This is a genomic window from Paraburkholderia flagellata, assembly GCF_021390645.1.
Classification (GTDB): domain Bacteria; phylum Pseudomonadota; class Gammaproteobacteria; order Burkholderiales; family Burkholderiaceae; genus Paraburkholderia; species Paraburkholderia flagellata.
The window spans coordinates 1,351,471-1,376,134 of sequence record NZ_JAJEJT010000002.1; the positions used below are offsets into that span (position 1 = coordinate 1,351,471).

General features: G+C 64.4%; 21 protein-coding genes and 1 pseudogene. 16 read left to right on the forward strand and 6 right to left on the reverse strand.

The window, feature by feature from the left end:
• The first annotated feature begins 80 nt into the window (after nt 1-80).
• The gene (locus L0U83_RS20425; RefSeq protein WP_233885784.1) at nt 81-3,386 is read left to right on the forward strand and encodes an adenylate/guanylate cyclase domain-containing protein; all 3,306 of its coding nucleotides are present in this window, start codon (nt 81-83) and stop codon (nt 3,384-3,386) included.
• Nucleotides 3,387-3,415: 29 nt separating this feature from the next.
• Here L0U83_RS20425 and L0U83_RS20430 read toward each other — a convergent pair whose 3' ends face one another.
• From L0U83_RS20430 to L0U83_RS20440, 3 genes and pseudogenes are all read right to left on the reverse strand, one after another.
• On the reverse strand, nt 3,416-3,625 hold the full coding sequence (locus tag L0U83_RS20430) for a hypothetical protein (protein ID WP_233885785.1): 210 nt from the start codon (nt 3,623-3,625) through the stop codon (nt 3,416-3,418).
• A gap of 396 nt (nt 3,626-4,021) precedes the next feature.
• Nucleotides 4,022-4,378, reverse strand: a pseudogene (locus L0U83_RS20435) (SDR family NAD(P)-dependent oxidoreductase); the annotation flags it as partial.
• 51 nt (nt 4,379-4,429) lie between these two features.
• The gene (locus L0U83_RS20440; RefSeq protein ID WP_233886588.1) at nt 4,430-5,275 is read right to left on the reverse strand and encodes an alpha/beta fold hydrolase; all 846 of its coding nucleotides are present in this window, start codon (nt 5,273-5,275) and stop codon (nt 4,430-4,432) included.
• Nucleotides 5,276-5,707: 432 nt separating this feature from the next.
• Here L0U83_RS20440 and L0U83_RS20445 point away from each other — a divergent pair, with 432 nt between their 5' ends.
• The 4 genes from L0U83_RS20445 (at nt 5,708) to L0U83_RS20460 (ending at nt 9,514) form a co-directional block, all read left to right on the forward strand.
• Nucleotides 5,708-7,378, forward strand: a complete 1,671-nt coding sequence (locus L0U83_RS20445) for an MASE1 domain-containing protein (RefSeq protein ID WP_233885787.1) — start codon at nt 5,708-5,710, stop codon at nt 7,376-7,378.
• 28 nt (nt 7,379-7,406) lie between these two features.
• Nucleotides 7,407-8,024 (forward strand): response regulator, encoded by a 618-nt coding sequence (locus tag L0U83_RS20450; RefSeq protein WP_233885789.1) that lies wholly within the window; start codon nt 7,407-7,409, stop codon nt 8,022-8,024.
• 191 nt (nt 8,025-8,215) lie between these two features.
• Nucleotides 8,216-8,911, forward strand: coding sequence for a CBS domain-containing protein (locus L0U83_RS20455; RefSeq protein ID WP_233885791.1), 696 nt, complete (start codon nt 8,216-8,218; stop codon nt 8,909-8,911).
• 297 nt (nt 8,912-9,208) lie between these two features.
• Complete coding sequence (locus tag L0U83_RS20460; protein ID WP_233885793.1) at nt 9,209-9,514, forward strand: DUF4148 domain-containing protein; 306 nt, start codon at nt 9,209-9,211, stop codon at nt 9,512-9,514.
• 633 nt (nt 9,515-10,147) lie between these two features.
• On the opposite strand, the gene L0U83_RS20465 is transcribed toward L0U83_RS20460, so the two are convergent.
• Complete coding sequence (locus tag L0U83_RS20465) at nt 10,148-10,723, reverse strand: hypothetical protein (RefSeq protein WP_233885795.1); 576 nt, start codon at nt 10,721-10,723, stop codon at nt 10,148-10,150.
• 380 nt (nt 10,724-11,103) lie between these two features.
• A complete protein-coding gene (locus L0U83_RS40850; RefSeq protein ID WP_373321070.1) occupies nt 11,104-11,442 on the reverse strand; it encodes an OmpW family outer membrane protein in 339 nt (112 codons plus the stop codon).
• Nucleotides 11,443-11,929: 487 nt separating this feature from the next.
• Here L0U83_RS40850 and L0U83_RS20470 point away from each other — a divergent pair, with 487 nt between their 5' ends.
• The 3 genes from L0U83_RS20470 (at nt 11,930) to L0U83_RS20480 (ending at nt 14,862) form a co-directional block, all read left to right on the forward strand.
• Nucleotides 11,930-12,664, forward strand: a complete 735-nt coding sequence (locus tag L0U83_RS20470) for a PadR family transcriptional regulator (protein WP_373321071.1) — start codon at nt 11,930-11,932, stop codon at nt 12,662-12,664.
• Nucleotides 12,665-12,725: 61 nt separating this feature from the next.
• Nucleotides 12,726-13,535, forward strand: coding sequence for a siderophore-interacting protein (locus L0U83_RS20475; protein ID WP_233885797.1), 810 nt, complete (start codon nt 12,726-12,728; stop codon nt 13,533-13,535).
• A gap of 61 nt (nt 13,536-13,596) precedes the next feature.
• On the forward strand, nt 13,597-14,862 hold the full coding sequence (locus L0U83_RS20480) for an MFS transporter (RefSeq protein ID WP_233885799.1): 1,266 nt from the start codon (nt 13,597-13,599) through the stop codon (nt 14,860-14,862).
• A 203-nt stretch (nt 14,863-15,065) separates the two neighbouring features.
• Here L0U83_RS20480 and L0U83_RS20485 read toward each other — a convergent pair whose 3' ends face one another.
• Nucleotides 15,066-16,223 (reverse strand): porin, encoded by a 1,158-nt coding sequence (locus L0U83_RS20485; protein WP_233885801.1) that lies wholly within the window; start codon nt 16,221-16,223, stop codon nt 15,066-15,068.
• Between the two features lie 595 nt (nt 16,224-16,818).
• Here L0U83_RS20485 and dbpA point away from each other — a divergent pair.
• From dbpA to L0U83_RS20525, 8 genes are all read left to right on the forward strand, one after another.
• Entirely contained in the window at nt 16,819-18,216 is a 1,398-nt protein-coding gene (gene dbpA, locus L0U83_RS20490) for an ATP-dependent RNA helicase DbpA (protein ID WP_233885803.1), read from the forward strand.
• 95 nt (nt 18,217-18,311) lie between these two features.
• Nucleotides 18,312-18,974, forward strand: a complete 663-nt coding sequence (locus L0U83_RS20495) for a DsbA family oxidoreductase (RefSeq protein ID WP_233885804.1) — start codon at nt 18,312-18,314, stop codon at nt 18,972-18,974.
• Between the two features lie 87 nt (nt 18,975-19,061).
• A complete protein-coding gene (locus L0U83_RS20500; protein ID WP_233885805.1) occupies nt 19,062-19,844 on the forward strand; it encodes a DUF3348 domain-containing protein in 783 nt (260 codons plus the stop codon).
• 22 nt (nt 19,845-19,866) lie between these two features.
• On the forward strand, nt 19,867-22,746 hold the full coding sequence (locus L0U83_RS20505) for a DUF802 domain-containing protein (protein ID WP_233885806.1): 2,880 nt from the start codon (nt 19,867-19,869) through the stop codon (nt 22,744-22,746).
• Entirely contained in the window at nt 22,743-23,390 is a 648-nt protein-coding gene (locus L0U83_RS20510; RefSeq protein ID WP_233885807.1) for an OmpA family protein, read from the forward strand. The genes L0U83_RS20505 and L0U83_RS20510 overlap by 4 nt, the downstream gene beginning before the upstream one ends.
• Nucleotides 23,380-24,021, forward strand: a complete 642-nt coding sequence (locus tag L0U83_RS20515; RefSeq protein WP_233885808.1) for a DUF2894 domain-containing protein — start codon at nt 23,380-23,382, stop codon at nt 24,019-24,021. The genes L0U83_RS20510 and L0U83_RS20515 overlap by 11 nt, the downstream gene beginning before the upstream one ends.
• Before the next feature lie 47 nt (nt 24,022-24,068).
• On the forward strand, nt 24,069-24,272 hold the full coding sequence (locus L0U83_RS20520; RefSeq protein WP_233885809.1) for a type II toxin-antitoxin system VapB family antitoxin: 204 nt from the start codon (nt 24,069-24,071) through the stop codon (nt 24,270-24,272).
• Nucleotides 24,272-24,652: a type II toxin-antitoxin system VapC family toxin gene (locus L0U83_RS20525; RefSeq protein ID WP_233885810.1), complete on the forward strand. Its 381-nt coding sequence runs from the start codon at nt 24,272-24,274 to the stop codon at nt 24,650-24,652. Before L0U83_RS20520 ends, L0U83_RS20525 begins: the two co-directional genes overlap by 1 nt.
• Nucleotides 24,653-24,664: the final 12 nt, after the last annotated feature.

Genomic DNA, 24,664 nt, shown 5'->3' on the forward strand with positions numbered 1-24,664 from the left:
CTGGATATTCATCGGCACGAACCCCGACGGGCTCGGAGCGGTTCGCATCAAACAACCGGCACGGGATCCAGGCGACGAACATGGATATCGAGCAATGGCTGCACGCCCTGGGACTTGAGCAGTACGCGCAAGCGTTCGCGGCAAACGATATCGATCTGTCGCTGCTCGGGCAGCTGACCGACGCGGATCTGAGGGAACTCGGGGTGCAGTCGCTCGGCCACCGCAAACGCATTCTCGCGGCCGCCGCGCGGGACTTGCCGGCAGTCGTTCCGCCAGCGGTGCAAGCGTCCAATGTCGTGGACATCCCAGCGGACGAGCGCAGGCAGGTCACGATCCTCTTTGCCGATCTCTGCGGCTTCACCGCGCTGTCGCGTACGCTCGATCCGGAGGAGTTGCGCGCGCTGATCGGCCGCTTCACGGCGCTCGTAGACGGGATCGTGCTCGCCTATGGCGGCACGACCGACAGGCACATCGGCGACGCGGTGATGGCGCTGTTCGGCGCGCCCCGCGCGCACGAGACGGACACGCTGCGCGCGGCCCGCACGGCGCTCGACATCCATGAGGCGCTGACACAGCTGAGCGCGCAAGCGGCGCGGACGTTGCAGGCGCATATCGGCATCGCGAGCGGCGAGGTCGTCGCCGGTGCGCTCGGCTGCGTCGACGCGCGGGACTACACCGTAACCGGCAATCCGGTGAACCTGGCCGCGCGGCTCCAGGTCGCAGCGGCGCCCGGCGAGACCTGGCTTTCCGATGACGTGGCGCGCGCGCTCGGCGCCGCCGCCGTCTGCGACGCGCTCGGCGAGCAGCGCTTCAAGGGCATCGACGCACCGGTGCGCGCATGGCGGCTGCGCGCGATTTCGAACGACCCGGCGAGCGAATCGGCGAAGGCGAATCAGAGCCTTTTCGTCGGACGCCAGGCCGAGCTCGAGCAGTTCCACGGTATCGTCCACGCGTGCGTCGCACGGCGGGGCGGCCATATCGTTCATGTGCGTGGCGAGGCGGGCATCGGCAAGACGCGTCTCGTCGACGAGATGCGCCGCTACGCGCAGTCGCAGGGCTTCGCGATCCATCGGGGCCTCGTGCTGGATTTCGGCGTGGGCAAGGGGCAGGATCCCGTGCACACGATCGTCGGCAGCCTGCTCGGCCTCGCCACCGGCGCATCGAGCGACGCGCGCCAGGCCGCCGCCGCGCGTCTCGCAGCTGCTGGCATCGTCAAGGCCGACCAGCACGCGTTTCTCCACGACCTCCTCGACCTGCCGCTTGCGGACGAGTGGCGAGCCCTCTACGACGCGATGGACCACGGCGCGCGCAAGCGCGGCAAGCAGGCGCTCGCCGCAAGATTGACCGACGACGCCTGCAGACAGACTGCAACGCTGATCGTCGTCGAAGACCTGCATTGGGCCGACCCCGAAGTGCTCGACTATCTCTCGGCCTTTGCCTCGGGCATCGCGAACGGCCCGGGCCTGCTCGTGACGACCTCGCGCGTGGACGGCGATCCGATCGATGCGACGTGGCGCGCGCGCTGCCGGGACACCCCGTACGCGACGCTCGACCTCGGGCCATTGCGCCAGGACGAGGCACTGAGCCTCGCGGGCAATTTCATCGACGCGACGCAGCGTGTCGCGCTCGCCTGCATCGAGCGCGCGGGAGGCAACCCGCTGTTCCTCGAACAGCTATTGCGCAACGCCGAGGAAGGCAGCGGCAACGCCGTACCTGGCTCGATCCGCAGCCTGGTGCTCGCGCGGATGGACCGGCTCGCGCCACGCGACCGCCTGGCTTTCCAGGCGGCCGCCGTGATCGGACAGCGTTTCGGCATCGCGTTGTTGCGGCGGCTCATCGACGACCCGGGCTACGTCTGTGACGGCTTGCTCGCCAATGCGCTCGTGCTGCCGGAGGGCGAAGAGTTCCTGTTCGCCCATGCACTGATACAGGAGAGCGCCTATTCGACGCTGCTGCGCGCGCGCAGGCGCGAGTTGCACCGCTGCGCGGCCGACTGGTTCGCGCACGGCGACCCCACGCTGCACGCCCAGCATCTCGACCGCGCCGAGGACGAGCGCGCGCCGCAGGCTTACCTGAACGCCGCGCACGCACAACGCGCGGCTCACCTGCTCGAGGCCGCGCTGCGCCTCGCCGAGCGGGGCCTCGAGATCGCGCGGACCGACACGGACCGTCACGCCCTGAGTTGTTGCAAGGGCGACCTCCAGCGCGACCTGGGCGACATCGCGGGATCGACCGCTACCTGGCGCGCGGCGCTGGCCGCCGCCCCCGACGATGCCAGTCTGTGCCGCTGCCAGCTCGGGCTCGCGGAAGGCTTGCGTGTGAGCGAAGGTCTGGACGAAGCGCTAGACCTGCTCGAGGCTGCACAGCGGATCGCGGAGCGCGACGACCGGGTGGCCGAGCTCGCTAGCCTTCACTATCTGCGCGGCAACATCTACTTTCCGCTCGGAAGGATCGAAGCCTGCCGCATCGAGCATGAACGTGGGCTCGACTATGCGCGGCGCCTCGGCCTGCCGGAAGCAGAGGCTCGCGCGCTAGGCGGCCTCGCCGATGCCGCCTACGCGCAAGGGCGGATGCGCACCGCGTTCCGCCATTTCAGTGACTGCGTGGCGTTGAGCCGCGAGCACGGGTACGGCCGAATCGAAGTCGCCAATCGTCCGATGCAGGGCTTCAGCCGCATTTATCTGAACGACCCGCGGCAGGCGCGCGAAGACGCCGTTGCCGCCGTGCGCGCAGCTGAGTTGATCGGGCAGCCGCGCGCGCAATTGCTAGGCGAGACGCTTGGCGTGTTCGCCAGCTACGAGCTAGGCGACATGCAGGCCGTGCAGATCCATCTGGAGCAGGAAAGGCGCGTGATCCGGCAATTGGGCGCGCGCCGGTTCGAGGCGCAGAACCTCGAAATGCTGGGGCGTGCATGGCTCGCCGAAGGATGCCGCGGCGAAGCCCTCAAAGCGCTTCGCGATGCGCTTGCCATCTCGCGCGAGGTGGGCACGCAGTTCTCCGCGCCAAAGGCCCTGAGCGCCCTCGCCCTCGCAGTCGACGGGAATGACGAGCGGACACGGCTCCTCGCAGAAGGCGAGGACCTTCTGCGGCTCGGGGCGGTCGGCCACAACCACCTCTGGTTCTACCGCGACGCGATCGAAGCGATGCTGTTGGCCGGCGATGCCGCCGGCGTGCTGCACTATGCAAGCGCGCTAGAGGACTACACGCGGCACGAACCGCTGCCCTGGGCCGCGCTTTTTGCGGCGCGCGGACGCGCGCTCGCGCGCGCCATGCAGGCTCCAATGGACGAAGCCGCGCGATGCGAGCTTGCGCGCGTGCGAACCATGCTGGTGCAGGCCGGCTTCCAGCAATACGTGGCTGCGGTCGATGCAGCGCTTGCCGCTTAAGGCAAGCCTCCACTTCGGCATCGGATTTTCTAGTATTCCTTAATTAATCGGGCCAACGACTCGGCCTCTCGCGCGACTGCTTCGTCTGCCGATACGCCGTCGCTAATCCATAGCTGGACGGTATCTGCGAACGCTTTTTGTGCCGCGCCGCACAACTGGGTTATGCGGATTCTATAGACACCGTCGAAGCTAAACACTTCTAGCCGCCCTTCGTACTCACGCGCATAGAACTTCATCATTCGCTCCTTGCGTCGCCGCAGTGCGTCACTCCGCTGCCCCGGGTATCGCCGCCGCGCCTCTACGTGCTGCCGGTCTTTGGTACGAGCACGACCACAATGCCGCGTTCGCCTATCGTGCTCTCAATTGGCCAGCGGTCAAGGTGTGAGTGAAGAGCGCCCGCGGTCACGTGTCGCTGGGACCGACCTCCACCGCTCCAGCAGACTTTGTCGTCTCTCGATATCTCACCCGGTCGCGTAGACACGACTACGGCAAACTCCGCGTTCCGTTCCCGAGACATCGCCTCGAACTCGCCGGCCGGTGTCCCGTTCTGAATCCATTAGTTCGGCCCTGAGTTTGCGGGCCTGCTTTCGACTCCTACGGCAATCGGTGACGGATTCCTGCCTAAGAGGTCAATGCACATGAGCTGCGAACAGACGGTCGAAGTCTTCGACCGTCGTCTCGGCGAGGGGCGAGGCCTTGGAGATACCGGCATTCGCAACGAGAACGTCGAGGCGCTCGCCGACGAGTGTGCGGACCTGACGCGCCAGCTCGTGCGGGCCGTTCGCCGTGCTCAGGTCTGCCGCGACCTTGTCGGCCGAACCGCCCGATCCACGGATTGTCTCGACCACGAAATTCGCAGCCTGTTCGTCGCTGCCGAAATGCACGAGCACGCGCGCGCCTGCTGCGGCCACTACCAGGACGCTCGCACGGCCGATGCCGCGCGAAGCGCCCGTAACGAGGGTGGTTTTCCCAGAAAGATTAGCAGTCGCAATTAATTATCCTTGAATTGCGTGGCGAAGGGTTCGGGGGTAACGACTAGCTGCTCAGGAAAGGAATCGGGAAACGTCTTCCACGAAGCGCTCGGGATATTGGTAGAGCGAACCGTGATTGGCATCCGGATAAATGACCAGCTGGGCATTCGGAATGTGCTGGCGCAGGATCAGCGAATTGATCGTGTAGATGATCACGTCATTGTCGCCATTGACGACCAGAGTCGGCTGGCCAAGTGCGGACAGGTACGCGTATGGGTTGTCTTGCGACTTCCCCCATTTGGCGAGTGCGGCGAGCTGGGCCGGTGCCACGGCCTCGTTGGCCGCCGGATCCCGGTTTTCCGTGCGGCGGCGCAAGCGTTCGAGAAACGCGCGCCCGGCCGCCTGGCTGGATCCGGAGGGCGAGAAATGCACGCGCAACCAGAGATGGTCCGGTTCGGCATAGGCCGCACCAAAGATTTCCTCGGCTTCGGGCGTCAGCGAGGCCATGCCTTCTCCGCTGCGCGGCCCGGTGCCGACGAGGATGAGTCGACGAACCAGCTTGGGCTCCGCAATGGCGAGCGTCTGGGCAATCAGGCCTCCCATCGAGAATCCCAGTACGTCGACCTGCTCGAGGCCGATGGCGCGAATGAACGCGGCGGCGTTGGCGGCCATTTCCTCGATCGACCCGGGAACGCTGCCCGAACTGCTCGAAATACCGGCGTTGTTGAAGAGGATCACCTCACGTCCCGCGGCGAGGCCGTCGGTCACGGCGGGATCCCAGTGATCCATGGTGCCGGTGAAGTGGATGTTCATCACGAGCGGAACGCCCTCGGGATTGCCGAAGCGGCGATAGGCGAAGCGGATGCCGTTTGCGTCCACGTACTGCGTCGGTGCGGTTCGATGGGTATGGCGGGTCATTATCGTCGTCCTTGCAGATGTGAGTGAGTCGTAAGCTTTCCGGTATATCTGAAATGCATGGGGTACTGCTTTCCCAATCCGGTCACCTTCCTGAGGAACTCGTTCGGCGGTGCCCGTTGATGGGTAATCTACGCGCTGGCTGACAATAGGGATAAGACTTTGCAGGCAAGCGGTCATGCCTGGCAGGTATGGGGCATGCATAACTGCGGCTAAGTCAGCGCAGTCGCCCTTGTACAGACAGTAGGTGGCGATACTTCACGCACAAGGCGTGCTGTGTAGTGTTTGATTAACGCGGTGGCTGCCAGCACAATCAAGAAGTCCGGTGGGAACAAGCGCCAGGTGACTCACTGACTGACGGGCAACTCCACCCATGTTCATGCGCAGGGAGCACGTAGCGTATTCGCACTCTGGGTTCCGGATATGAAGCGAACAATGGCCACCATTCGGGACAACTCAAGGTTCAGCCTCTTCCTGCGCACCGGAATTGTTGCACTGGCGTATTTCGCAGGTGCGAAGCTAGGACTTTCCTATGCAGTAGTGGGCGGCGCAATCTCTCTTGTATGGCCCTCCAGCGGCATCGCTCTCGTTGCGCTGCTCGCTCTGGGCATCGAGGTTGCCCCGGGAATTGCCGTTGGCTCTTTCCTCGCCAACGTGTCGGGGGGCGTGCCTGTTGCCGTGGCCACGATGATAGGCATCGGGTCCATGATTGGACCGTTGACGGCAGCCGTATTGCTGAACCGCGTGACCCGATTCCAGATCACCCTTAGCCGCATCAGCGACGTGTTGGCCTTCATCGGTCTGGCTGCGGTGATGAGTACGGCAATCAGTGGGCTGGTCGGCACGACCGCGCTGCTGGAAGGTGGCCTGGTGCCGTTCACCGGGTACGTCGCAGCCTTTCTGAAATGGTGGCTCGGTGACATGATGGGGGTCCTCGTCGTGGCGCCGGCCCTCTTCAGCATCCTCAGGTATTCCAACCCTATCCGCTCAGCGCAGCGGGCCGTGGAAGCGTGCGGACTGGTTGCTGCGACTGTTTGGGTGAGCCACCTCGTCTTCGGTGCCCCGCAACTCGCCGGGCACGGCTACTATCCTGCAGCACTGGCGATCTTTCCATTCATTATCTGGGCGGCTCTGCGCTTCGATCGCCTCGGTGCCAGCATCGTGACCCTCATGATCTCAGCCGTAGCTGTCTGGGGTACCACGCACGGAACGGGGCCCTTTGCTGCCGTAGATCCTGTGGACAGCCTCGTGAGGTGGTGCACGTTCGCGAACGTCGTCGCGGTTACGGGACTGCTGCTAGCGGCGGCACGTGCCCAGGAACAGGCCGCCCATGATCTGCTGCAGGCAACATACATCGAACTGGAGCGACGCGTCGAGGAACGCACTGAAGACCTGGCGAGGGCAAATAACGAACTCAAGGAGGAGATGGTGCGACGCCGTCAGCTGGAAGGGGAACTGATCCAGATCGGCGATCAGCAACAGAGGCTCATCGGCCAGGAGCTGCATGACGGACTTGGGCAACACCTGACCAGTTTGGGCCTGTACTGCGCCGCCTTGAATCAGAAGCTGCAGACGCAGGGCCACCCAGCAGCGGCCGACGCCGCGATCGTAGTCGGATTGGTGAAACAGGCGTCCTTGATGACCCGAAGGATCGCCCATGGTCTGGACCCGGTCGCGATGGAATATGGTGGCCTTGCGGCCGCACTGCATGCACTCGCGGAAACGGCTCGCGCACTCAACGGCGTGGATTGCAAGCTGCAGATCGCGCCAGATGTGGACTTGCTCGACCCGCTGCTGCAGGTCAACCTCTACCGCGCAGCACAGGAAGCGGTCAACAATGCGCTGAAATATTGCCACGGCCAGCGCATCTGGATTGACCTCGAGCGGGCGGGCGCTCTGCAGACACTTTCCATCAGTGACGACGGGGTAGGCATTGGCCCGGAAGAAATGGAGCGCGCGGCGGGTCTTGGACTGCACAACCTGCGTCACCGGGCAAGCCTGCTGGGCGGCTCCTGCACCGTGACCCGCAACGGCCTGGGCGGCACCACCGTCGCCATCAGTTATCCGCTACCGGAGGGCTCCGGCCATGCACACGAAATGCGCTAGCCCAGGCCGTGCGACGCAAATCCTCATCGTGGATGATCACCCCATCATCCGGGACGGGATGACGCTTTTGCTCAATCTGCAAGAAGATCTGCACGTCTGCGGTGCAGCGGGCAGCGCCGAGGAGGCACTCGCGGCGATGGTCTGCCAGCCCGACATGGCCATAGTGGACATTAGCCTGCAAACGGACTCCGGCCTCGAACTCGTCAAGACTCTGCGACACCGCTATCCAGATTTGGGCATCCTCGTCCTCAGCATGCATGACGAAAGCCTCTTTGCCGAACGCGCCCTGCGGTCCGGGGCAAACGGGTACCTGATGAAACTCGAGGCCACGGAGCATGTCGTGAGCGCCATCCGCGAAGTGCTGGCGGGCAATATCTACATGAGTGCCGCCATGCATGAGAAGCTCGCGCGGGCGCTTGCCGTCCCCCGCAAAAAGCCCGAAGGCCCCATTGCGAGCCTGTCGGAACGGGAATTCGAAGTCCTGCATCTGATCGGCCTCGGCTTCGGTACCCGTGAAATCGCCGAGAAGTTGAACCGGAGCGTGAAGACCATCGAAGCGCACCAGGCCAATATGAGAGAAAAGCTGAACATCCGTAACGGCAAGGATCTGACACGGTTCGCGATTCAGTGGATCGAGAGCCAGTAGGGCTGTGCCCACCCACTGAATCAGGCAATCCCCTAGCCTCTTTTAAGACGGGCGCCTTATTCATGCGCATGGGGTCGGCGAATACAGTCGTAACTGCCCAGCACCGAGCGGGCTGCCTCCGGTGCGTCTGCCGAAACCATGCGACGGGTGCAACAGATGGGGACCCGCCGCGGAACGCCGAAGGAACAATCATGCGTGCATTCGACGTCATGACTTCGTCCGTCGTCACCGCCAGACCGGACATGACGATCCACGACGCTGCAAAACTGTTTGTCGACAACCATATCGGCGGTATGCCGGTTGTCGATGCGAACGGACAGGTAGTGGGCATCGTCAGTCATCGCGACCTGCTGCATCGTGTAGAGAACGGTACAGGGCGCAGCAAGCGCCCGTGGTGGCTCGACATTCTTGCGTCGTCCCCTCGCGACCAGGCTGCGCGGTATGTGAAGGAGCACGGTCGACTCGTGGGCGACGTCATGTGCGACCAGGTGATTTCGATCGCTGAAGACATGCCCCTCCAGCAGATTGCAGATCTCATGGAACGTCGGCACCTCAAACGCGTGCCGGTGATGAAGGACGGCAAGCTCGTCGGCATCGTGTGCCGGGGCAACCTGATTCGTGCGCTCGCGAACGTCGAACCGCCCGTGGACGGGCAAGCGCATGACGATGCGAGCCTGCGCGACGCGATCGTTCGCGAAATGCACGGACAGCGCTGGGGGTTGCCAAAACAGAGCGTGCTCGTCAAGGACGGCGTCGCCCATCTGTGGGGTGTGATCGAGTCCGACGAAGAAAAGCGCGCGATCCGCATCGCTGCCGAGAGCGTGCCCGGCGTCAGGCGCGTAGAGAGCCACGTGTTGCAGTCTCCGGGTGTGATTCCAACGCTGTAGCCGCTCTGAACTGCGGACCGTTAGCATACGTTCACCTGGCCATGTGCTCAAGGCAAAGAGGCTCGCTTTGAGCCGGGCCTCATTCGATACAGGAGGAAATCCGCGAAGTGAAACGGCTTGCTTTGGCACCGCTCGGACTCGCGTTACTGGGCGGCTCCCCTACCGCTGGGGTCAGCCGGATGTGCGGCTAGCGCTCTTGAACGCCTCCGGCTTCACTGCATCGATGGGTCGTTGACGCCGGTTGCATACAGGAAGGTTTGTCGCAGTTCAGGTCGCAATCGATGGAGGTAGCTCATCATGAAATCTCTTGTACAAACTGTCGTTGTCCTTACTGTTGTTGCGGCTCCGGTTATTTCGTTCGCACAAGCGAACAGCGCCGTGACAACTGAACAAGTCCGCGCCGATCTCGTGCAACTCGAACAGGCTGGCTATCACGTCGGCGACGGCGACAATGCAAACTATCCAGCTGACATCCAGGCTGCCGAAGCGCGCGTGGCGGCGCAAAACGGCGGAAGCAGTTACGGCGGTGTGGTCAGCGGGACGTCAGCGTCAGGTGCGCCTGCGCCTGTTACCGGCTTGCGGCCGGTTTACTTCGGCCAGTAAGCCATTACATTGACGATTCGTCTTGCATGGTCTTGCAGCTCGGCGGCCCTTGGTGGCTCGCGCATCGATCGTGGTGACACGGCCCGCTGGATGCGGACCGCTGAGACAGGCGCGTCGATACGCTCCAGTCGCCCCAACGCTTCACACGTCCGGCGAAAGCCCTTCTTCCGAATGAGAGGGGCTTTTTGCGCCTTGCGCCCTTCTGCCGTTTAATCCTGTAAGCGACGACTGGTTGACTATTAGCTGCCCGGGAACCTACGGCCGCATGGCAAGAGTCTACGAATGATAAGGAATCCTATGCCTATAATACTGAGCGACGACCCTTCAAACTTCCGCGCGAAGTGAAGTTGAAGGAAGGGCGCCATGAAGGCGGCAATTACGGGCTTCGTTGCTCAATTTGCGTTGCTATTTGCGCTTGGTGTCTGTCGAGCGGCGGATTGGCGGCGGCGCCTTAAGCAGGAGATGCAGCGAATCGGGCCCATCAAGTGGGAGCGACAGCGACAATGATAACGGACTGTACTTTCAAGCTTCGCATGACCGGGCAACAACTGGACCGTGGCGGAGGGAGTGTCATAGTATGTGTTGACGGTATAGCAGCCGGAACCATACCCGTGCGGCCCCGCCGAAGCAACGCTAGAGATAATTCCCGCCAAAATTTCGGCAATCCCTGCATGGGTGTAGATAGGTCATTTTTCCCGAGCTAATAACATCGTAGCCGTTTTGTTCGTAGTCCAAATATCCGATGACACACAGACTACTTATTTTCCGGCCAAGCTGGCGAAGACAGGAGAGGATTTTCGGTTCGGCGCAACTTAGTCTAGTGCATTGCCTGGCCATTGCCTCTTGAATGGTTGCGCACAGCACTACGGACGGCAGCTTTGTTTTTCCATATTTACCCTGGAGGTACGTTTGCAAAGATGCCTCGACTGCATCGTATCCTCGCTTTCCGCCGTATCCTCCCGTTCTTGCGGGGAATTTTGCGTTCAGGCCAGAGAGAAGGCCAGCGGAAAACGCGACATAAACGTCACCGGTCTGCTTTTCGGTCGCAACAGCCAATATGCCCGGGGTCGTAACGCCCTTCTCCTGTAGATACTGCGAAACTGCGAGCGCGCAGTCTTCTGTCTTTTCAGTCGGCGAAGGGAATGGCTGGTATGCCTTCTCGAGCTGAGTCACCACATATGACGCAGGCTTCAGATATGTAAGATCCATGATAGTGCACCTATCTTGTGATGAAGTTCGAAACTCCTACCTTCCCGTTGCTCGAGCATGGTCACGCGATACAAGCATTCTCGCCGCCTGAACCCGTCCCCTGCGCTTCAAGACGTATCCCTGCTTTTCTGTCTCACTGTTCACGGGAACTTGTGGATACGTTCATCGGGGCGGCCACCCGTGGGCGATGCCTTTGGGATGTCCCATTGGTCGAAAGAATAATAGGTGATATACGGCGCTGAAAGGCAAAATATATCCCAGTCTTTTGTGCGTAATGCATAACCGAGGATTTTCGGTTTCGCGCAACTTTGTCTAGTGCATTGCTTAAACATTGCTTCTTGAATGGGCGAGGGTACGATTCAGCCGAGGCATCTCCGCAGTCACGCCGCCAAGGTAAATATGAAAAGGCAAAGCTGCCGGCCGCATTGCTGTGCGCAACGTTGGGCCCGCGTTGACGAGCGGCGCGAGCGACAACTCATCGAGACTGAAGCCAGTCCCTCGAGACGAGCGCCGAGGCTTGGCGAATAGAGCATCTGCCCGATGGCGAACGGCTGACTCATTCGACATTGCCGTACCAAGACATACGCCACCCCGGCGCCCAAATACGGCCGCAAGCAGGAATTCGGCTCGCTGAAGTGATACTGCGCTTGCAGCGCTGGACTCCAGGCTCGCGCTGCACCCAATTCCTCTAGCCGGGAAATCGCGCCCGTGCCGCTCATGTACAGCTTTGGCGGGACGCCAGGAATCGCAACGAGGGTGACGTGGCATCTGCAAGACGGAGCCCTGGTTGCAGCGTGGGCCGTCCGAGCGGAGTCACACAGTCGTACGCGACCCCGCGCTTAACAAGCGGATGAGATGGCGCCGAGCGTCCCTTGTGGGTTGCGGGCTCAATCCGCGCCTAAATTCTGCATTCGGCACGCGTCACAGCGCCCGTTGGCCAGTTACCCCAAGGTCCGTCACGAATAGAAGCGAAGCGTGCGCCGTCAAGCCACGTTGGCACCCTATTTTTCCGCAAGACGAGCCCGCCTAAAACTATCAGAAAATACATTCGATAGCAGTCAATGAAAATTAGGCTCTGCACAGCGAATTTTCCCGTTCCCGCAGACCTTGTTGTGCCTCCATACCCCAAATATTCCCTTTGACAAACACTCTTACGATATATATCTTAAGACATGTTTTAAGACACTCGATAGACAAGGAGGCCCTATGCGCCACCATCCGCACTTTGGTCATACCGGCCGTCACGGCCACACCGCGCGCGATCCGCGCGACTTCTTCGGCGGCCGCCACCCGGCCATGCAGGCGCTTCAGGCGCTGCGTCACGCCATGGGGCGCCATCGCGGCGGCGAAGGTCCCGGCGACTTTGGCGATCGCTTTGGCGAAGGTTTCGGCCGCGGCTTCGGCGGTTTCGGCGACGGCGACGGTTTTGGCCGTGGCCGCAAGTTCAGCTCTGAAGACCTGCAGCTCATGCTGCTGGTGCTGCTCGCCGAGCGCCCAAGCCACGGCTACGAGCTCATCAAGGCGCTCGACGCGCGCTCGAACGGCTTCTATAGCCCGAGTCCCGGCATGGTCTATCCGGCTCTCACGTATCTGGAAGAACTGGGCTACGTGAGCGTGACGCTGGAAGGCAACCGCAAGCGCTACGAACTTTCGCCCGAAGGCCGCACGTACCTCGAAGCCAACCGCGAACGCGCGGACTTGATCCTCGCGAAGCTCACGCACTTCGGCCGCAAGATGGAAGTCATGCGCCGCGCGATGGCCGGCGAAGATCCCGCCGAAGGCAGCGGCTGGGTGCGCGAACTGATCGAGGCGCGCCGCGCGCTCAAGCGCGCGCTGCTGCGCCGTACCGACGTCGCGCCGGAGGAGCAGCGCCGCATCGCCGCGATTCTTGCGCGCGCCACCCAGGAAATTGAAAACGGCAGCGAGAGCGAAGGCGTTTGACACGCCGCATCCATGCGCCACGCGGCGGCCACGCCCCGCCACCCCAACATCGGAGCCATACATGCAGAACCCGTCCCAACTCGAAGTCGTCCGTGTACGTCACCCGCTGAAGTTCCGACTGTTGCGCGTGGCGCGCGTCACGGCGCTCTCGCCCGCGCTCGTGCGCGTCACGCTCACGGGCGACCTGAGCGATTTCGTCTCGGCGTCGTTCGACGATCACATCAAGGTGTTCTTTCCCGCCGCCGGTGAAGAAAAGCCAGTACTGCCAACTTCTGGCCCGGACGGCATCGTGTTCCCCGAAGGCGTCGAGCGCCCCGCTGCGCGCGACTACACACCGCGCCGCTTCGACACGCAATCCAACGAGCTCGATCTGGAATTCGCGCTGCACGAAGCCGGCCCGGCCACGGCATGGGCGGCACAGGCGCAGCCCGGCCAGTATCTCGGCGTGGGCGGCCCGCGCGGCTCCATGGTGATCCCGACGGGCTTCGACTGGCATCTGCTGATCGGCGACGAAACGGCGCTGCCCGCGATCCAGCGTCGCCTCACCGAATTGCCGCCCGGCGCGCGCGTGGCCGTAGTCGTCGAAGTGGCGAACCGCGCGGCACGCATCGAACTGCCCACCGAAGCCGATCTGTACGCGATCTGGTGCTATCGCGACGAAAGCGAGTCGGAGCATCCGCTCGTGGACGGCGTGTCCGAAGTGTGGCTGCCGCCCGGCGAGGGTTACGTCTGGGCCGCCGGCGAAGCCTCGGCGATCCGCGCGGTGCGCGCGCATCTGTGCAACGAGCGCGGCGTGGACAAGAAGCGCATCCGCGCATCCGCCTACTGGCGGCGCGGCGCGCAGGCGGCCCACGAAACGATCGACGACTGATCGATCTTGCTGGCGCGGCAACTCTGCCGCGCCTTTTTACTTTCAGGCTCCACGCCAATACATGACCACATCTCTCACTCCGCTGCGCGAACGCACCCTGCTTTGGCTGCTGGCGCTCACGCAGTTCACCGTCATCATGGATTTCATGGTGATGATGCCGCTCGGCCCGCAGATCATGCATGCATTCGCGATCACGCCCGCGGCGTTCGCGACGGCCGTTTCCGCGTATTCGCTCTGTTCGGGTCTATCAGGACTCCTTGCGGCGACGTATATCGACCGTTTCGACCGCCGCCGCCTGCTGCAAGTAGCTTACGCACTCTTCGCGCTCTCCAATCTCGCCTGCGCGTTCGCCACGAACTTTCATCTGCTGCTCGCGGCGCGCGCGTTCGCGGGTCTCACGGGCGGCGTGCTCGGCTCGATCGTGATGGCGATCGTGAGCGACGTGATTCCTGCCGCGCGGCGCGGCGCGGCCACGGGCGTGATCATGACGGCGTTCTCCATCGCGGCCATCGCGGGCGTGCCGGCCGGCGTGCTGCTCGGCGCGCATTACGGCTGGAGCGCGCCGTTCCTGCTGCTCGTGGTGCTCTCCGTGGCTATCTGGCTCGCGGGCTCGCGCGTCGTGCCTTCTCTCACCGGACATCTCGGCCAGCGTACGCCGCTCGCGCAAGTGCTGCCGAACCTCTGGCAACTGCTCACGTTGCCGCGCCATCTGAAGGCCTTTGCGCTCACCTTCACGATGATGGCCGGCCACATGCTCGTGATCCCGTTCATCGCGCCGACGCTCGTCGGCAATCATGGCATCGCGCCGCAGCAGCTCTCGTGGCTCTATATGGCGGGCGGTGCGGCGACGTTCGTGACCTCGCGCGCGGTGGGCCGTCTCGCGGACCGCTACGGCAAGCGCCGCATGTTCCGCGTGATGGCGCTCGTGTCGCTCGCGCCGGTGCTGTTCATCACGCATCTGCCTGCGTTGCCCTTCCTCGCGCTCGTGGCGTTCTTCGCGCTCTTCATGATCTCGATGTCGGGCCGCATGGTGCCGATGCAGGCGCTGCTCACCACGATTCCCGAGCCCGCGCGGCGCGGCGCGTTCCTGAGCGCCAATAGCGCGGTGCAAGCGCTCGGTACGGGCATAGGCGCGTGGCTGGGCGGCCAGTGGCTCACGAATGGCGCGAACGGCGCGATCATCGGCTTTGGGCAGAACGGCTGGATCGCCGCGGCGCTCACATGTGTGGCAGTGCTGTGGGTTTCGCGGGTGCGGGGGGCAGCGGAAGACGTGCCGAATGACGCAGCCGCGTCTGCGAGCGTCGCGCCGGCGGCTGTGAAGTCCTGAGCCAATCCTGAGCCACAAAAGAAAACCGGTTCGCAGGCGTCGCGCGCCTCATGAGCGCGCCACGCACCGCGAACCGGTCGTGCTTCAGGTAGAAAGCGGGTGAAACTGCGGGCCGAGGGTATTGCCCGCGTGAAGCGCGGGACCCGACCGGCCGATCGGGTGCTCGCGCTTCCTCGCTCCACGAGGGAGCGGGCAAATCATGCTTAGAAGCGGTGACGCAGACCCACCGTTGCGGCGACCTGGTTCTGCGAGGTCGACGGCGACAGCGTGTTGATCATCGCAACGTTCGCGCCGGCATTGCCGAGTTCGCCCGATGCGTGCTGGTACACGGCGCCGGCGTAGACGTCGGTGCGCTTCGACAGCGAGTAGTCAGCCGTCAGCGAAACCGTGTGCCACTTCGGATCGCCGCCGCCGTTCGAACCCGTGACCTTGCCGTCCGTGAACGTGTACGACGCGTTCAGGGCGAGAGCCGGCGTCAGCGCGTAGGCGCCGTTCAGCTCGAAGTTGTCGAGGTGCAGGTTCGTGCCCGTCGGGATCGAGAACGTGTTGCCGCCCTGGCCGCCAGCGATCAGGTCCTGGTACTGCGTGTGCGTCCACACGAAGCCGACCGTTGCCGGGCCGTAGTTGTAGTTCACGCCTGCGCCGAACGTGCGTTGCGTTTCAGCCGAGAGGTTGAAGTTGTTGCCGTTCGAAGCCGAATTCGCGCCATTGGCGTTCGCGTTCGTCCGCGAGTTGTTCATCTGCAGGTAAGCAGCGGCGAAGTTCAGCGGGCCGTTGCCGTACGATGCGCCAGCGCTCCATGCGCGGTTGTTCGCGAACTGGCCAGCGTCGTTGCTGAAGCCGTACATGCCGCCGAACTTGAAGCCCTGGTAGTTGACGCTCTGGTACTTGACCGCGTTCTTGATCGAGAACGAGTGGTCGAGGTTGTCGTTGTCGAACGGGTGAGCGGCGAGGTTGTTGCCGTAGCCCGAGCCCGTTTCCGACAGCGGAGCGAGGTAGTCGACCATCGAGTCATACTGGCGGCCGAGCGTCAGCGTACCGAAGCGGTCGCTCTGCAGACCGACGAACGCCTGACGGTTGAACATCGTGCCGCTCTCGGTGTCCTTGCCGTTGTTCAGGTTGAAGCCGTTTTCCAACGTGAAGATCGCATGCAGACCGCCGCCCAGGTCTTCGCTGCCCTTCAGGCCGAAGTACGTGTCGCCGACGGTGCCGCTACCCTGGTTCCATGCGGCGTGGCCGCCTGCATTGTTCGCGTAGACGATACCCGCATCCAGTGCGCCGTAGAGAGTAACGCTGCTTTGTGCGTGAGCGGAGGCTGCGAATGCGCCGAGGACGCCCGCGATAATCAAAGTATTCTTCATGACTTTCCTTATGACATTCAGACCGCGCTGACGCGGCTCCGGGTATTGGAGCCACACCGGCAATCCCGGGCGAAGTCTACGTGTCAAAGGCTTTAAATCGCCTTGGCAAACGCTGTAACAGATATTTGCTAAATCTGGAAATATCGAAAGAAAATCCCATAAGTGCTTGTCACACATGGGAAATACGGAGTAACGCACAGATCGATCGGAATAGACTGTGTGGCAATCACGCGACGCCCAGATCACACAGGAATTCGATTATTGTGGAAATCGGCTTAATTGACGGTTATTCCCCGTAATTAAAATTTCCATGATTGACGAAACTTTATCACGACATTACCGGTCTCATCGCGCGCGTGCATTATTGCTATACACGGCGATTATTATTGCGTGAAATCGCGATTATCAAACACGGGGTTTTCGGCCTCTTCTGTCGTGCCCGTCGTCGCCCTTGGGCGGCACGCGCGCGGGCGCGAGTGCGCGCATCCGTTAAAATCCCGGAACGCTCGCGCGCATAGCGCGTGCACCACCCGCATCGACGCCACTTCTACCGAACGGCCGCGTCGCCCTCACCCGTCCGGCGCGAGACCCCGTCATGACAAACAAAGCCACTGCAACACCCTTTAGCGAGCTGCCGCTCGCGCCCGCCATGCTCGCCAACCTCACGCGCCTCGGCTACGTCGACATGACGCCGATCCAGGCGGCGAGCCTGCCCATTGCTTTCGCGGGCCACGACCTGATCGCCCAGGCCAAGACCGGCAGCGGCAAGACGGCTGCCTTCACGCTCGCGCTGCTCTCGCGTCTCGACGCGCGCCGCCAGGACGTGCAGGCCATGATCCTCTGCCCCACGCGCGAGCTGGCCGACCAGGTCACGCAGGAGATCCGCCGCCTCGCACGCGCCGAAGAGAACATCAAGGTGCTCACACTGTGCGGCGGCACGCCCATGCGTCCACAGGCGGCGAGCCTCGAACACGGCGCACACATCGTCGTGGGCACGCCGGGCCGCATCATGGACCATCTGGAGCGCGGCAACCTCGCGCTCGGCGCTCTCAATACGCTCGTGCTCGACGAAGCCGACCGCATGCTCGACATGGGCTTCTTCGACGACATCGCCACCGTGGCGCGCCAATGCCCGAAAGAGCGCCAAACGCTGCTCTTTTCGGCGACCTACCCCGAAGGCATCACGAAGCTGAGTCAGCAATTCCTTCGCAATCCGAAGGAAGTCAAGCTGGAAGAACAGCACGACGACAGCAAGATCCGCCAGCGCTTCTATGAAGTCACGGAAGACGAGCGCCTGCACGCCGTGGGCATGCTGCTCAATCACTACCGCCCCGTGAGCACGCTCGCGTTCTGCAACACGAAGCAGCAATGCCGCGATCTGCTCGACGTGCTGCGCGCACAGGGCTTTCATGCGCTCGCGCTGCACGGCGAGCTCGACCAGCGCGAGCGCGACCAGGTGCTGATCCAGTTCGCCAACCGCAGCTGCTCGGTGCTCGTGGCGACCGACGTGGCCGCTCGCGGCCTCGACATCGCGCAACTCGAAGCCGTGATCAACGTGGACGTGACGCCGGACCCCGAGGTGTACGTGCACCGCATCGGCCGCACGGGCCGCGCCGACCAGGACGGCTGGGCGCTCAGCCTCGCGAGCATGGACGAGATGGGCCGCGTGGGCGGCATCGAGCAGGCGCTCAAGCGCGAAGTCGAGTGGAGCCCCATCGCAACGCTCAAGCCCGCCAGCAACGAGCCGCTTTTGCCGCCGATGGAAACGCTGCAGATCCTGGGCGGGCGCAAGGAAAAGATCCGTCCCGGCGACGTGCTGGGCGCGCTCACTGGCGAAGCGGGCTTCAGCGGCGCGCAGATCGGCAAGATCAACGTGACCGATTTTTCGACCTACGTGGCCGTGGAGCGCAGCATCGCGCGCGACGCGCTGCGCAAGCTCAACGCGGGCAAGGTCAAGGGCAAGAAGGTCAAGGCCCGCATGATGGACGAATGAACTGACGAATCATCCGCGCCAGGTGCGCGCGCTGCTTGCGCAAGCGCGCTGCATCGCGCCTCAGTTACCCCGCGTTCAACCGGATCAGGAAAGCCATGAAACAAACGCTCAGAATCGATTTCGTCTCCGACATCGCATGCCCGTGGTGCGCAATCGGCCTCTCGTCGCTGAATCTCGCGCTCGAGCGTCTGCGTGACAGCGTCGATGCGCAGATCGTCGTGCATCCGTTCGAATTGAATCCGCAAATGGGCCCCGGCGGCGAATCCGTGGTCGAGTATCTCGGCAAAAAATACAACCGCACGCCCGGGCAGATCGCCGAGACGCAGGCCATGATCCGTGAGCGCGGCGCGAGCGTCGGCTTCGCGTTCGGGCCGCGTGAGCACATCTACAACACGTTCGACGCGCATCGCCTGCTGCACTGGGCCGGCATCGAAGGCAAGCAACTGGCGCTCAAGCTCGCGCTGTTGCGCGCGTATCACGGAGAGGGCAAGGACACGAGCGACCACGCGGTGCTCGTCGCGGCGGCGCAGTCCGTGGGGCTCGATGCGGATCAAGCGCGCGAAGTGCTCGCGAGCGGCCAGTATGCCGACGAGGTGCGCGCCGAAGAACACGAATACCAGGCGGCGGGCATCCAGTCGGTGCCGGCAATCATCTTCAACCAGCAGTATCTGATCAGCGGCGGCCAGCCCGTCGAAACCTTCGAGCAAGCCATCCAGCAGATCCTGGAAGAGAGCGCGAAGACAAGCGCCAAGGCCTGAAGCCCCCGTGCGGCGCGGCCTCGCGCCCGCGAGAGCCGCGCTTTCGCGGACCGGCGCGCCGTCGTTCAGGCGCCAGGCAAACCGCCGATGCCGGCCGCCCCCTCGCGGGCGTGTAAACTAGGGGGTTTTTGCCCAGGTGAAAAAGTGCTAGCCCCGCAACGCCTCGCGTTGAGCGGCCCGACGCTCGTTCGCTTACTTGCCCGCTTCGGCGACGCCGAAGTGCCCGAATCCCGGCAATCGATCTCGGACCATCTGAGCCAGTGGCTCGGCTGGACGAACGCGATCGCGCTTTCGACGGCGCTGAGCGTTCAAACGCCGGGCGGCGAGCCAGCAACGCGCGTAGGCGTCAGCGCCGAACAAAGCCAGTGCGAGCGCGTGCGCGCGGCGCTGAGAAAAGCCATTTCGGGTGAAAGCGCGCCCGCGAGGCGCGATGGACGCCGCACGCAGGCCGCCAGCCAGCCAGCCGATGTGGAACCCGATTTCGCGGATTTCCGCCAACGCTACCTGGCCCTGCAGCAGGCGATGGAGACTGACATCGCCACGCTGCGCGCCCGTTTGCGCGCCGCGCTGGCTACCCGCGCGCCTGCGCTCGCGCGCCTCGCGACCGTGGATGCCGTGATGGAACAGGCGCTCGGCGCGCGCGAGCGCAGCCTGCTCGCCGGCGTGCCCGCGCTGCTCGGCGCGCATTTCGAGCGGCAGCGCGCGGCGGCGGCCGCCGCGCAATCCGACGGCGGGTCTGCCGCAGAAAGCGCCGCGCCGCACGCCTGGGTCGCCGGCTTTCGCAAAGATATGCAGAGCGTGTTGCTCGCCGAACTTGAGATTCGGTTTCAACCGGTGGAGGGGCTGCTTGCCGCCCTTCGCACCAGCTAACCCAAACGCTATGTCCCGCGCTATGTCCCGATTTCGCATTGAACCTGTTGTCTTCATCGTGGGTCTTGCCGCCGTGTGCTGGATCGGCGCCGGCTACGCGCTCACCAACCCGCTCGCGAGCGCCGTCACGCTGCTGATCGGCGTGTGCTATGTCGCGGGCGCCTGGGAGCTGTATCGCTTTCAGCAGGCCACGACCACGCTTGCGAAGGCGCTCGTACAGTTGAACGCGCCGCCCGCGCGCCTGGCCGGCTGGCTCGACACGTTGCATCCGGGCCTGCGCAACGCGGTGCGCGCACGGATCGAAGGCGAGCGCGCGGCGCTGCCGGGCCCGGCGCTCGCGCCCTACCTCACGGGCCTGCTCGTGCTGCTCGGCATGCTCGGCACGCTGCTCGGCATGGTCGTCACGCTCAAGGGCACGGGCGCGGCGCTGGAAAGCGCCACCGACCTCGACGCCATCCGCGCCTCGCTCGCCGCGCCTGTGAACGGCCTCGGCTTCGCGTTCGGCACCTCCATCGCGGGTGTGGCCACCTCCGCCATGCTCGGTCTGCTCTCCGCGCTGTGCCGCCGTGAGCGCATCGAGGCCGCGCAGCAGCTCGACGTGAAGATCGCGACGACGCTGCGCGCCTTCTCGCCGGCCCATCAGCGCGAAGCCTCGTTCAAGCTGATGCAGCGCCAGGCCGACGCCATGCCCGCGCTGGTCGACAAGCTCGGCGCGCTGATGACGCTGATCGAGCGTCAGGGCGCCGCGCAGCACGAACAGCAGATCGCGACTCAACAAGCCTTCGCCGCGAATGCGGAAGCCGCCTGGAGCCACCTCGCGGCTTCCGTGGGGCAGTCGCTCAAGTCGAGCGCCGCCGAAAGCGCACGCGCCGCAGGCGCGGCGCTGCAGCCCGTGGTGGAAGCGACCATGGCGGGCCTCGCGCGCGAATCGGCGTCGATGCAGGGGGCGCTCACGCAGGCGGTGCAGCAGCAGCTCGAAGGGCTCGCAAGCGGCTTCGAGGCATCGACGGCGAACGTCGCCGAAATCTGGAACCGCGCGCTCGCGCAGCATCGCCAGACCAACGAGGCGCTTGCCGCCGACCTGGGCGGCGCGCTTGAGCGCTTCAACGCAAGCTTCGAGCAGCGTGCAGCGGGCCTGCTCGATGGCGTGTCGACGCGCTTCGAAAGCGCATCGGGGACGATGTCGCAGGCGTGGCAGGCGGCCCTCGAACAGCAGGAGCGCGCCGGCGAAAAACTCGCGGCGGGCAATCAGCAGGCGCTCGCCACGGCGGCGGCCACGTTCGAACAGCACTCGGCGTCGCTGCTGCGTGCGGTCGATGATTCCCATGCGGACTTGCAGACGAAGCTCGGCGCACGCGACGAAGCGCGGCTCGCAAGCTGGGCCGAAGCGCTCGCGACAATGGCCGCCGCGCTGCGCACGCAGTGGGAAGCGACGAGCACGGTTTCGGCGCAGCGTCAGCAGGAAATCTGCGCGACGCTCGCACAAACCGCGAACGATATCGCGGCGCAGTCGCAGCAGCATGCGAGCAAGACGATTGCCGAAATCGATCGTCTCGTCGATGCGGCTTCGGAAGCGCCGAAGGCCGCCGCGAACCTGCACGCGGAAATTTCGGCGCGCGACGAGCAGCGCATCGAAACGTGGACGGCATCGCTCGCGACGATGGCCGCCGGGCTGCGTAAAGAGTGGGAAGAAACGAGCGCCGCCACCGCGCAACGCCAGCAGGAAATCTGCGCGACGCTCGCGCAAACCGCGAACGATATCTCCGCGCAGTCGCAGCAGCACGCGAGCAAGACGATTGCCGAGATCGATCGTCTCGTCGATGCGGCTTCGGAAGCGCCGAAGGCTGCCGCAAACCTGCACGCGGAAATTTCGGCACGCGACGAGCAGCGCATCGAAACGTGGACTCAATCGCTCGCGACGATGGCCGCCGGGCTGCGCAAAGAGTGGGAAGAAACGAGCGCCGCCACCGCGCAACGCCAGCAGGAAGTCTGCGCGACGCTCGCGCAAACCGCGAACGACATCGCAGCACAATCGCAGCAGCACGCAACGAATACGATCGCCGAGATCGATCGTCTGGTACAAGCCGCCGCAGAAGCGCCGAAGGCCGCCGCGAACCTCCACACGGAAATCTCCTCGCGCGACGAGCAACGCCTCGAAGCATGGACTGCAACGCTGGCCACGATGAGCGCCGCATTGCGGGAGCAATGGGAAGCAACGAGCGCGGCCACCGCGCAGCGTCAGCAGGAAATCTGCGAAACGCTCGCCCAGACCGCCAGCGACATCACCACGCAATCGCAGGCCCATAACGCCAGCACGATCGCGGAAATCGGCAGCCTCGTGCAGGCCGCGTCGGCCGCCCCGCAGGCCGCGGCCGAAGTCATCGCCGAGTTGCGCCAGAAGCTCTCGGACAGCATGGTCCGTGACACCGCGATGCTCGACGAGCGCAACCGCCTGCTCGCCACGCTCGAAACGCTGCTCGACGCCGTGAACCGCGCCTCCACCGAGCAGCGCTCGGCGATCGACGCGCTCGTCTCCACGTCGTCGGATCTGCTCGAGCGCGTGGGCGGCGAATTCAGCGCGAACGTCGAAGCCGGCAGCGGCAAGCTGGGCGCGATCGCCGCGCAGGTGAGCGGCAGCGCCGTCGAAGTGGCGAGCCTTGGCGATGCGTTCGGCGCCGCCGTCACCGTGTTTGGCGAATCGAACGACAAGCTCGTGGCGCATCTGGAGCGCATCGAGGCCGCGCTCGACAAGTCGCTCGCGCGCAGCGACGACCAGCTCGCCTACTACGTGGCGCAGGCGCGTGAAGTCATCGACCTGAGCATGCTGTCGCAGAAGCAGATCGTCGAGAACCTGCAGCAGCTCGCCAGCCAGCGCGCCATCGCCGGGGCGGATGCGGCATGAACGACGAAATCGACGGCGGCGCGGCCCCCGCAGCGCCAGTCTGGCCCGCGTTCGCCGACCTGATGTCGGTGCTGCTGGGCGCGTTCCTGCTGATCCTCGTCGGCGTGGTCGGCATGCAGCTCGAACTGTCGAGCCGGCTCGCGAACGAGGTGAAGCAACGCAAGGCCGAAACCGAGCGCCGCAAGACGCTCGAAGAAGCGCTCGCGGGCCCGCTCGCGGCGGGGCGCGTGACGCTCGTGAACGGCCGCATCGGCATTAGCGGCAGCGTGCTGTTCGCGCTGAACTCGGACCAGTTGACGCCGCAGGGCCGCGACCTGCTCAAGAGCCTCGCCGGGCCGCTCACCGCGTACCTGAAGAGCCGCGATGAAATCCTGATGGTGAGCGGTTTCGCCGACGACCAGCAGGTGCACGCAGGCAACCGCCGCTTCGCCGACAACTGGGAGCTTTCGGCCGAACGCGCGCTGACGGTCACACGCTCGTTCATCGACGCGGGCGTGCCCGCGTCGTCGGTGTTCGCGGCCGCGTTCGGCTCCGAGCAGCCGGTGAGCGCCAACACCGACGAGGCTGGCCGCGCGAAGAACCGCCGCGTCGAGATTGCGCCGGTGCCGCGGCCGACCGTCGGCGAGAGCAAGCATGGTCAATGATGCGCTCCCGCAGTCCGGCCCTGATGCTCGCGCCCTGCTCGACGCCTGGCGCGCCCGTGGCGCGGACCAGCTCGACCCGGTGCGCTTTCATTTCATCGAGGCCCTGGAACGCCGCGCGGCCGTACATGCTGGCGAAGCGCGGCGGCTCATCGACGCGCGGCTCGCGCAACTGCTCGACGCCTTCGCCGACGACCTCGCGCGCGAGGCATCGAAATTCACGCGCGGGATCGACGGCGATTCGGCGAGGAGCGAACTGGGCCGCCTCGTCGATTCGCTCGCGCGCGCCGAGCCGGCACAACCGGCGACGCGGGTGCGGCACGAGCCGGACCCGGAGCTGGTCGAATACTTCCGACAAACGTGGTCGCGCGTGCGCTCCGAAAAGCAGTTGCGGCAGTCGCTGGACCAGGTGCCCAGAAACGCCGGGCCGCTTAATTCGAGCAGCCTCGTCCATCGCGCGCTCTCGCTCATGCGCGAGGTGTCGCCGGGATACCTGCAGCAATTTCTCGCCTATGCCGATGCGCTTTCGTGGCTTGAGCAGTTGAATGCGAGTGTGGGGGTCGCGGCGCCGGTGAAGGAGGCGCCGCGGGCTTCGTCAGCGAAGAAGAAAGGGGCGCGGGGGAAGGGGCAATGAGATGCTACTATTGATGCACATACGCATCAGTTTTTGAGGCAACTCCCATGCGAACCACTGTCACGATCGATGACGCCCTGTACCAGCAGGCGCTCGAACTCGCTGAACCAGGCATCGACAAGGCGGAACTCATCCGGGCCGCAATCCAGACCTTCGTGCGCGTCCAGGCCGCCAAACGTCTCGCCGCCCTCGGAGGCGCGGCGCCAGACATGCGGGAGATCGAGCGGCGACGCCCTGAGACCTCCGCATAATGAGCGTACTGATCGACACATCGGTCTGGGTCGACCATTTCCGTCACGGCAACGAGCGGCTCGTCCAGTTGATCACGAGCGATCAGGCTCTCACCCACCCGCTCGTGCTCGTCGAACTGGCCTGCGGCACGCCACCCGCGCCCCGCTCGCGTACGCTTCACGACATCGGTTTGCTGCAGCAGGCGCAGCACGCAACGCCATCCGAGGTCATGCAGTTCATCGAAGTCGAGCGGCTTTACGGAAAAGGCTGCGGCGGCGTCGATCTCACGCTGCTCGCATCAACCTTGATGACACCCGGCGCGCGCCTCTGGACACTTGATCACCGCCTGGCTGCGCTCGCCACACAGCTCGGCGTGGCCTGGCCGCCAACCGCACACTGATCGCCGGCCGGC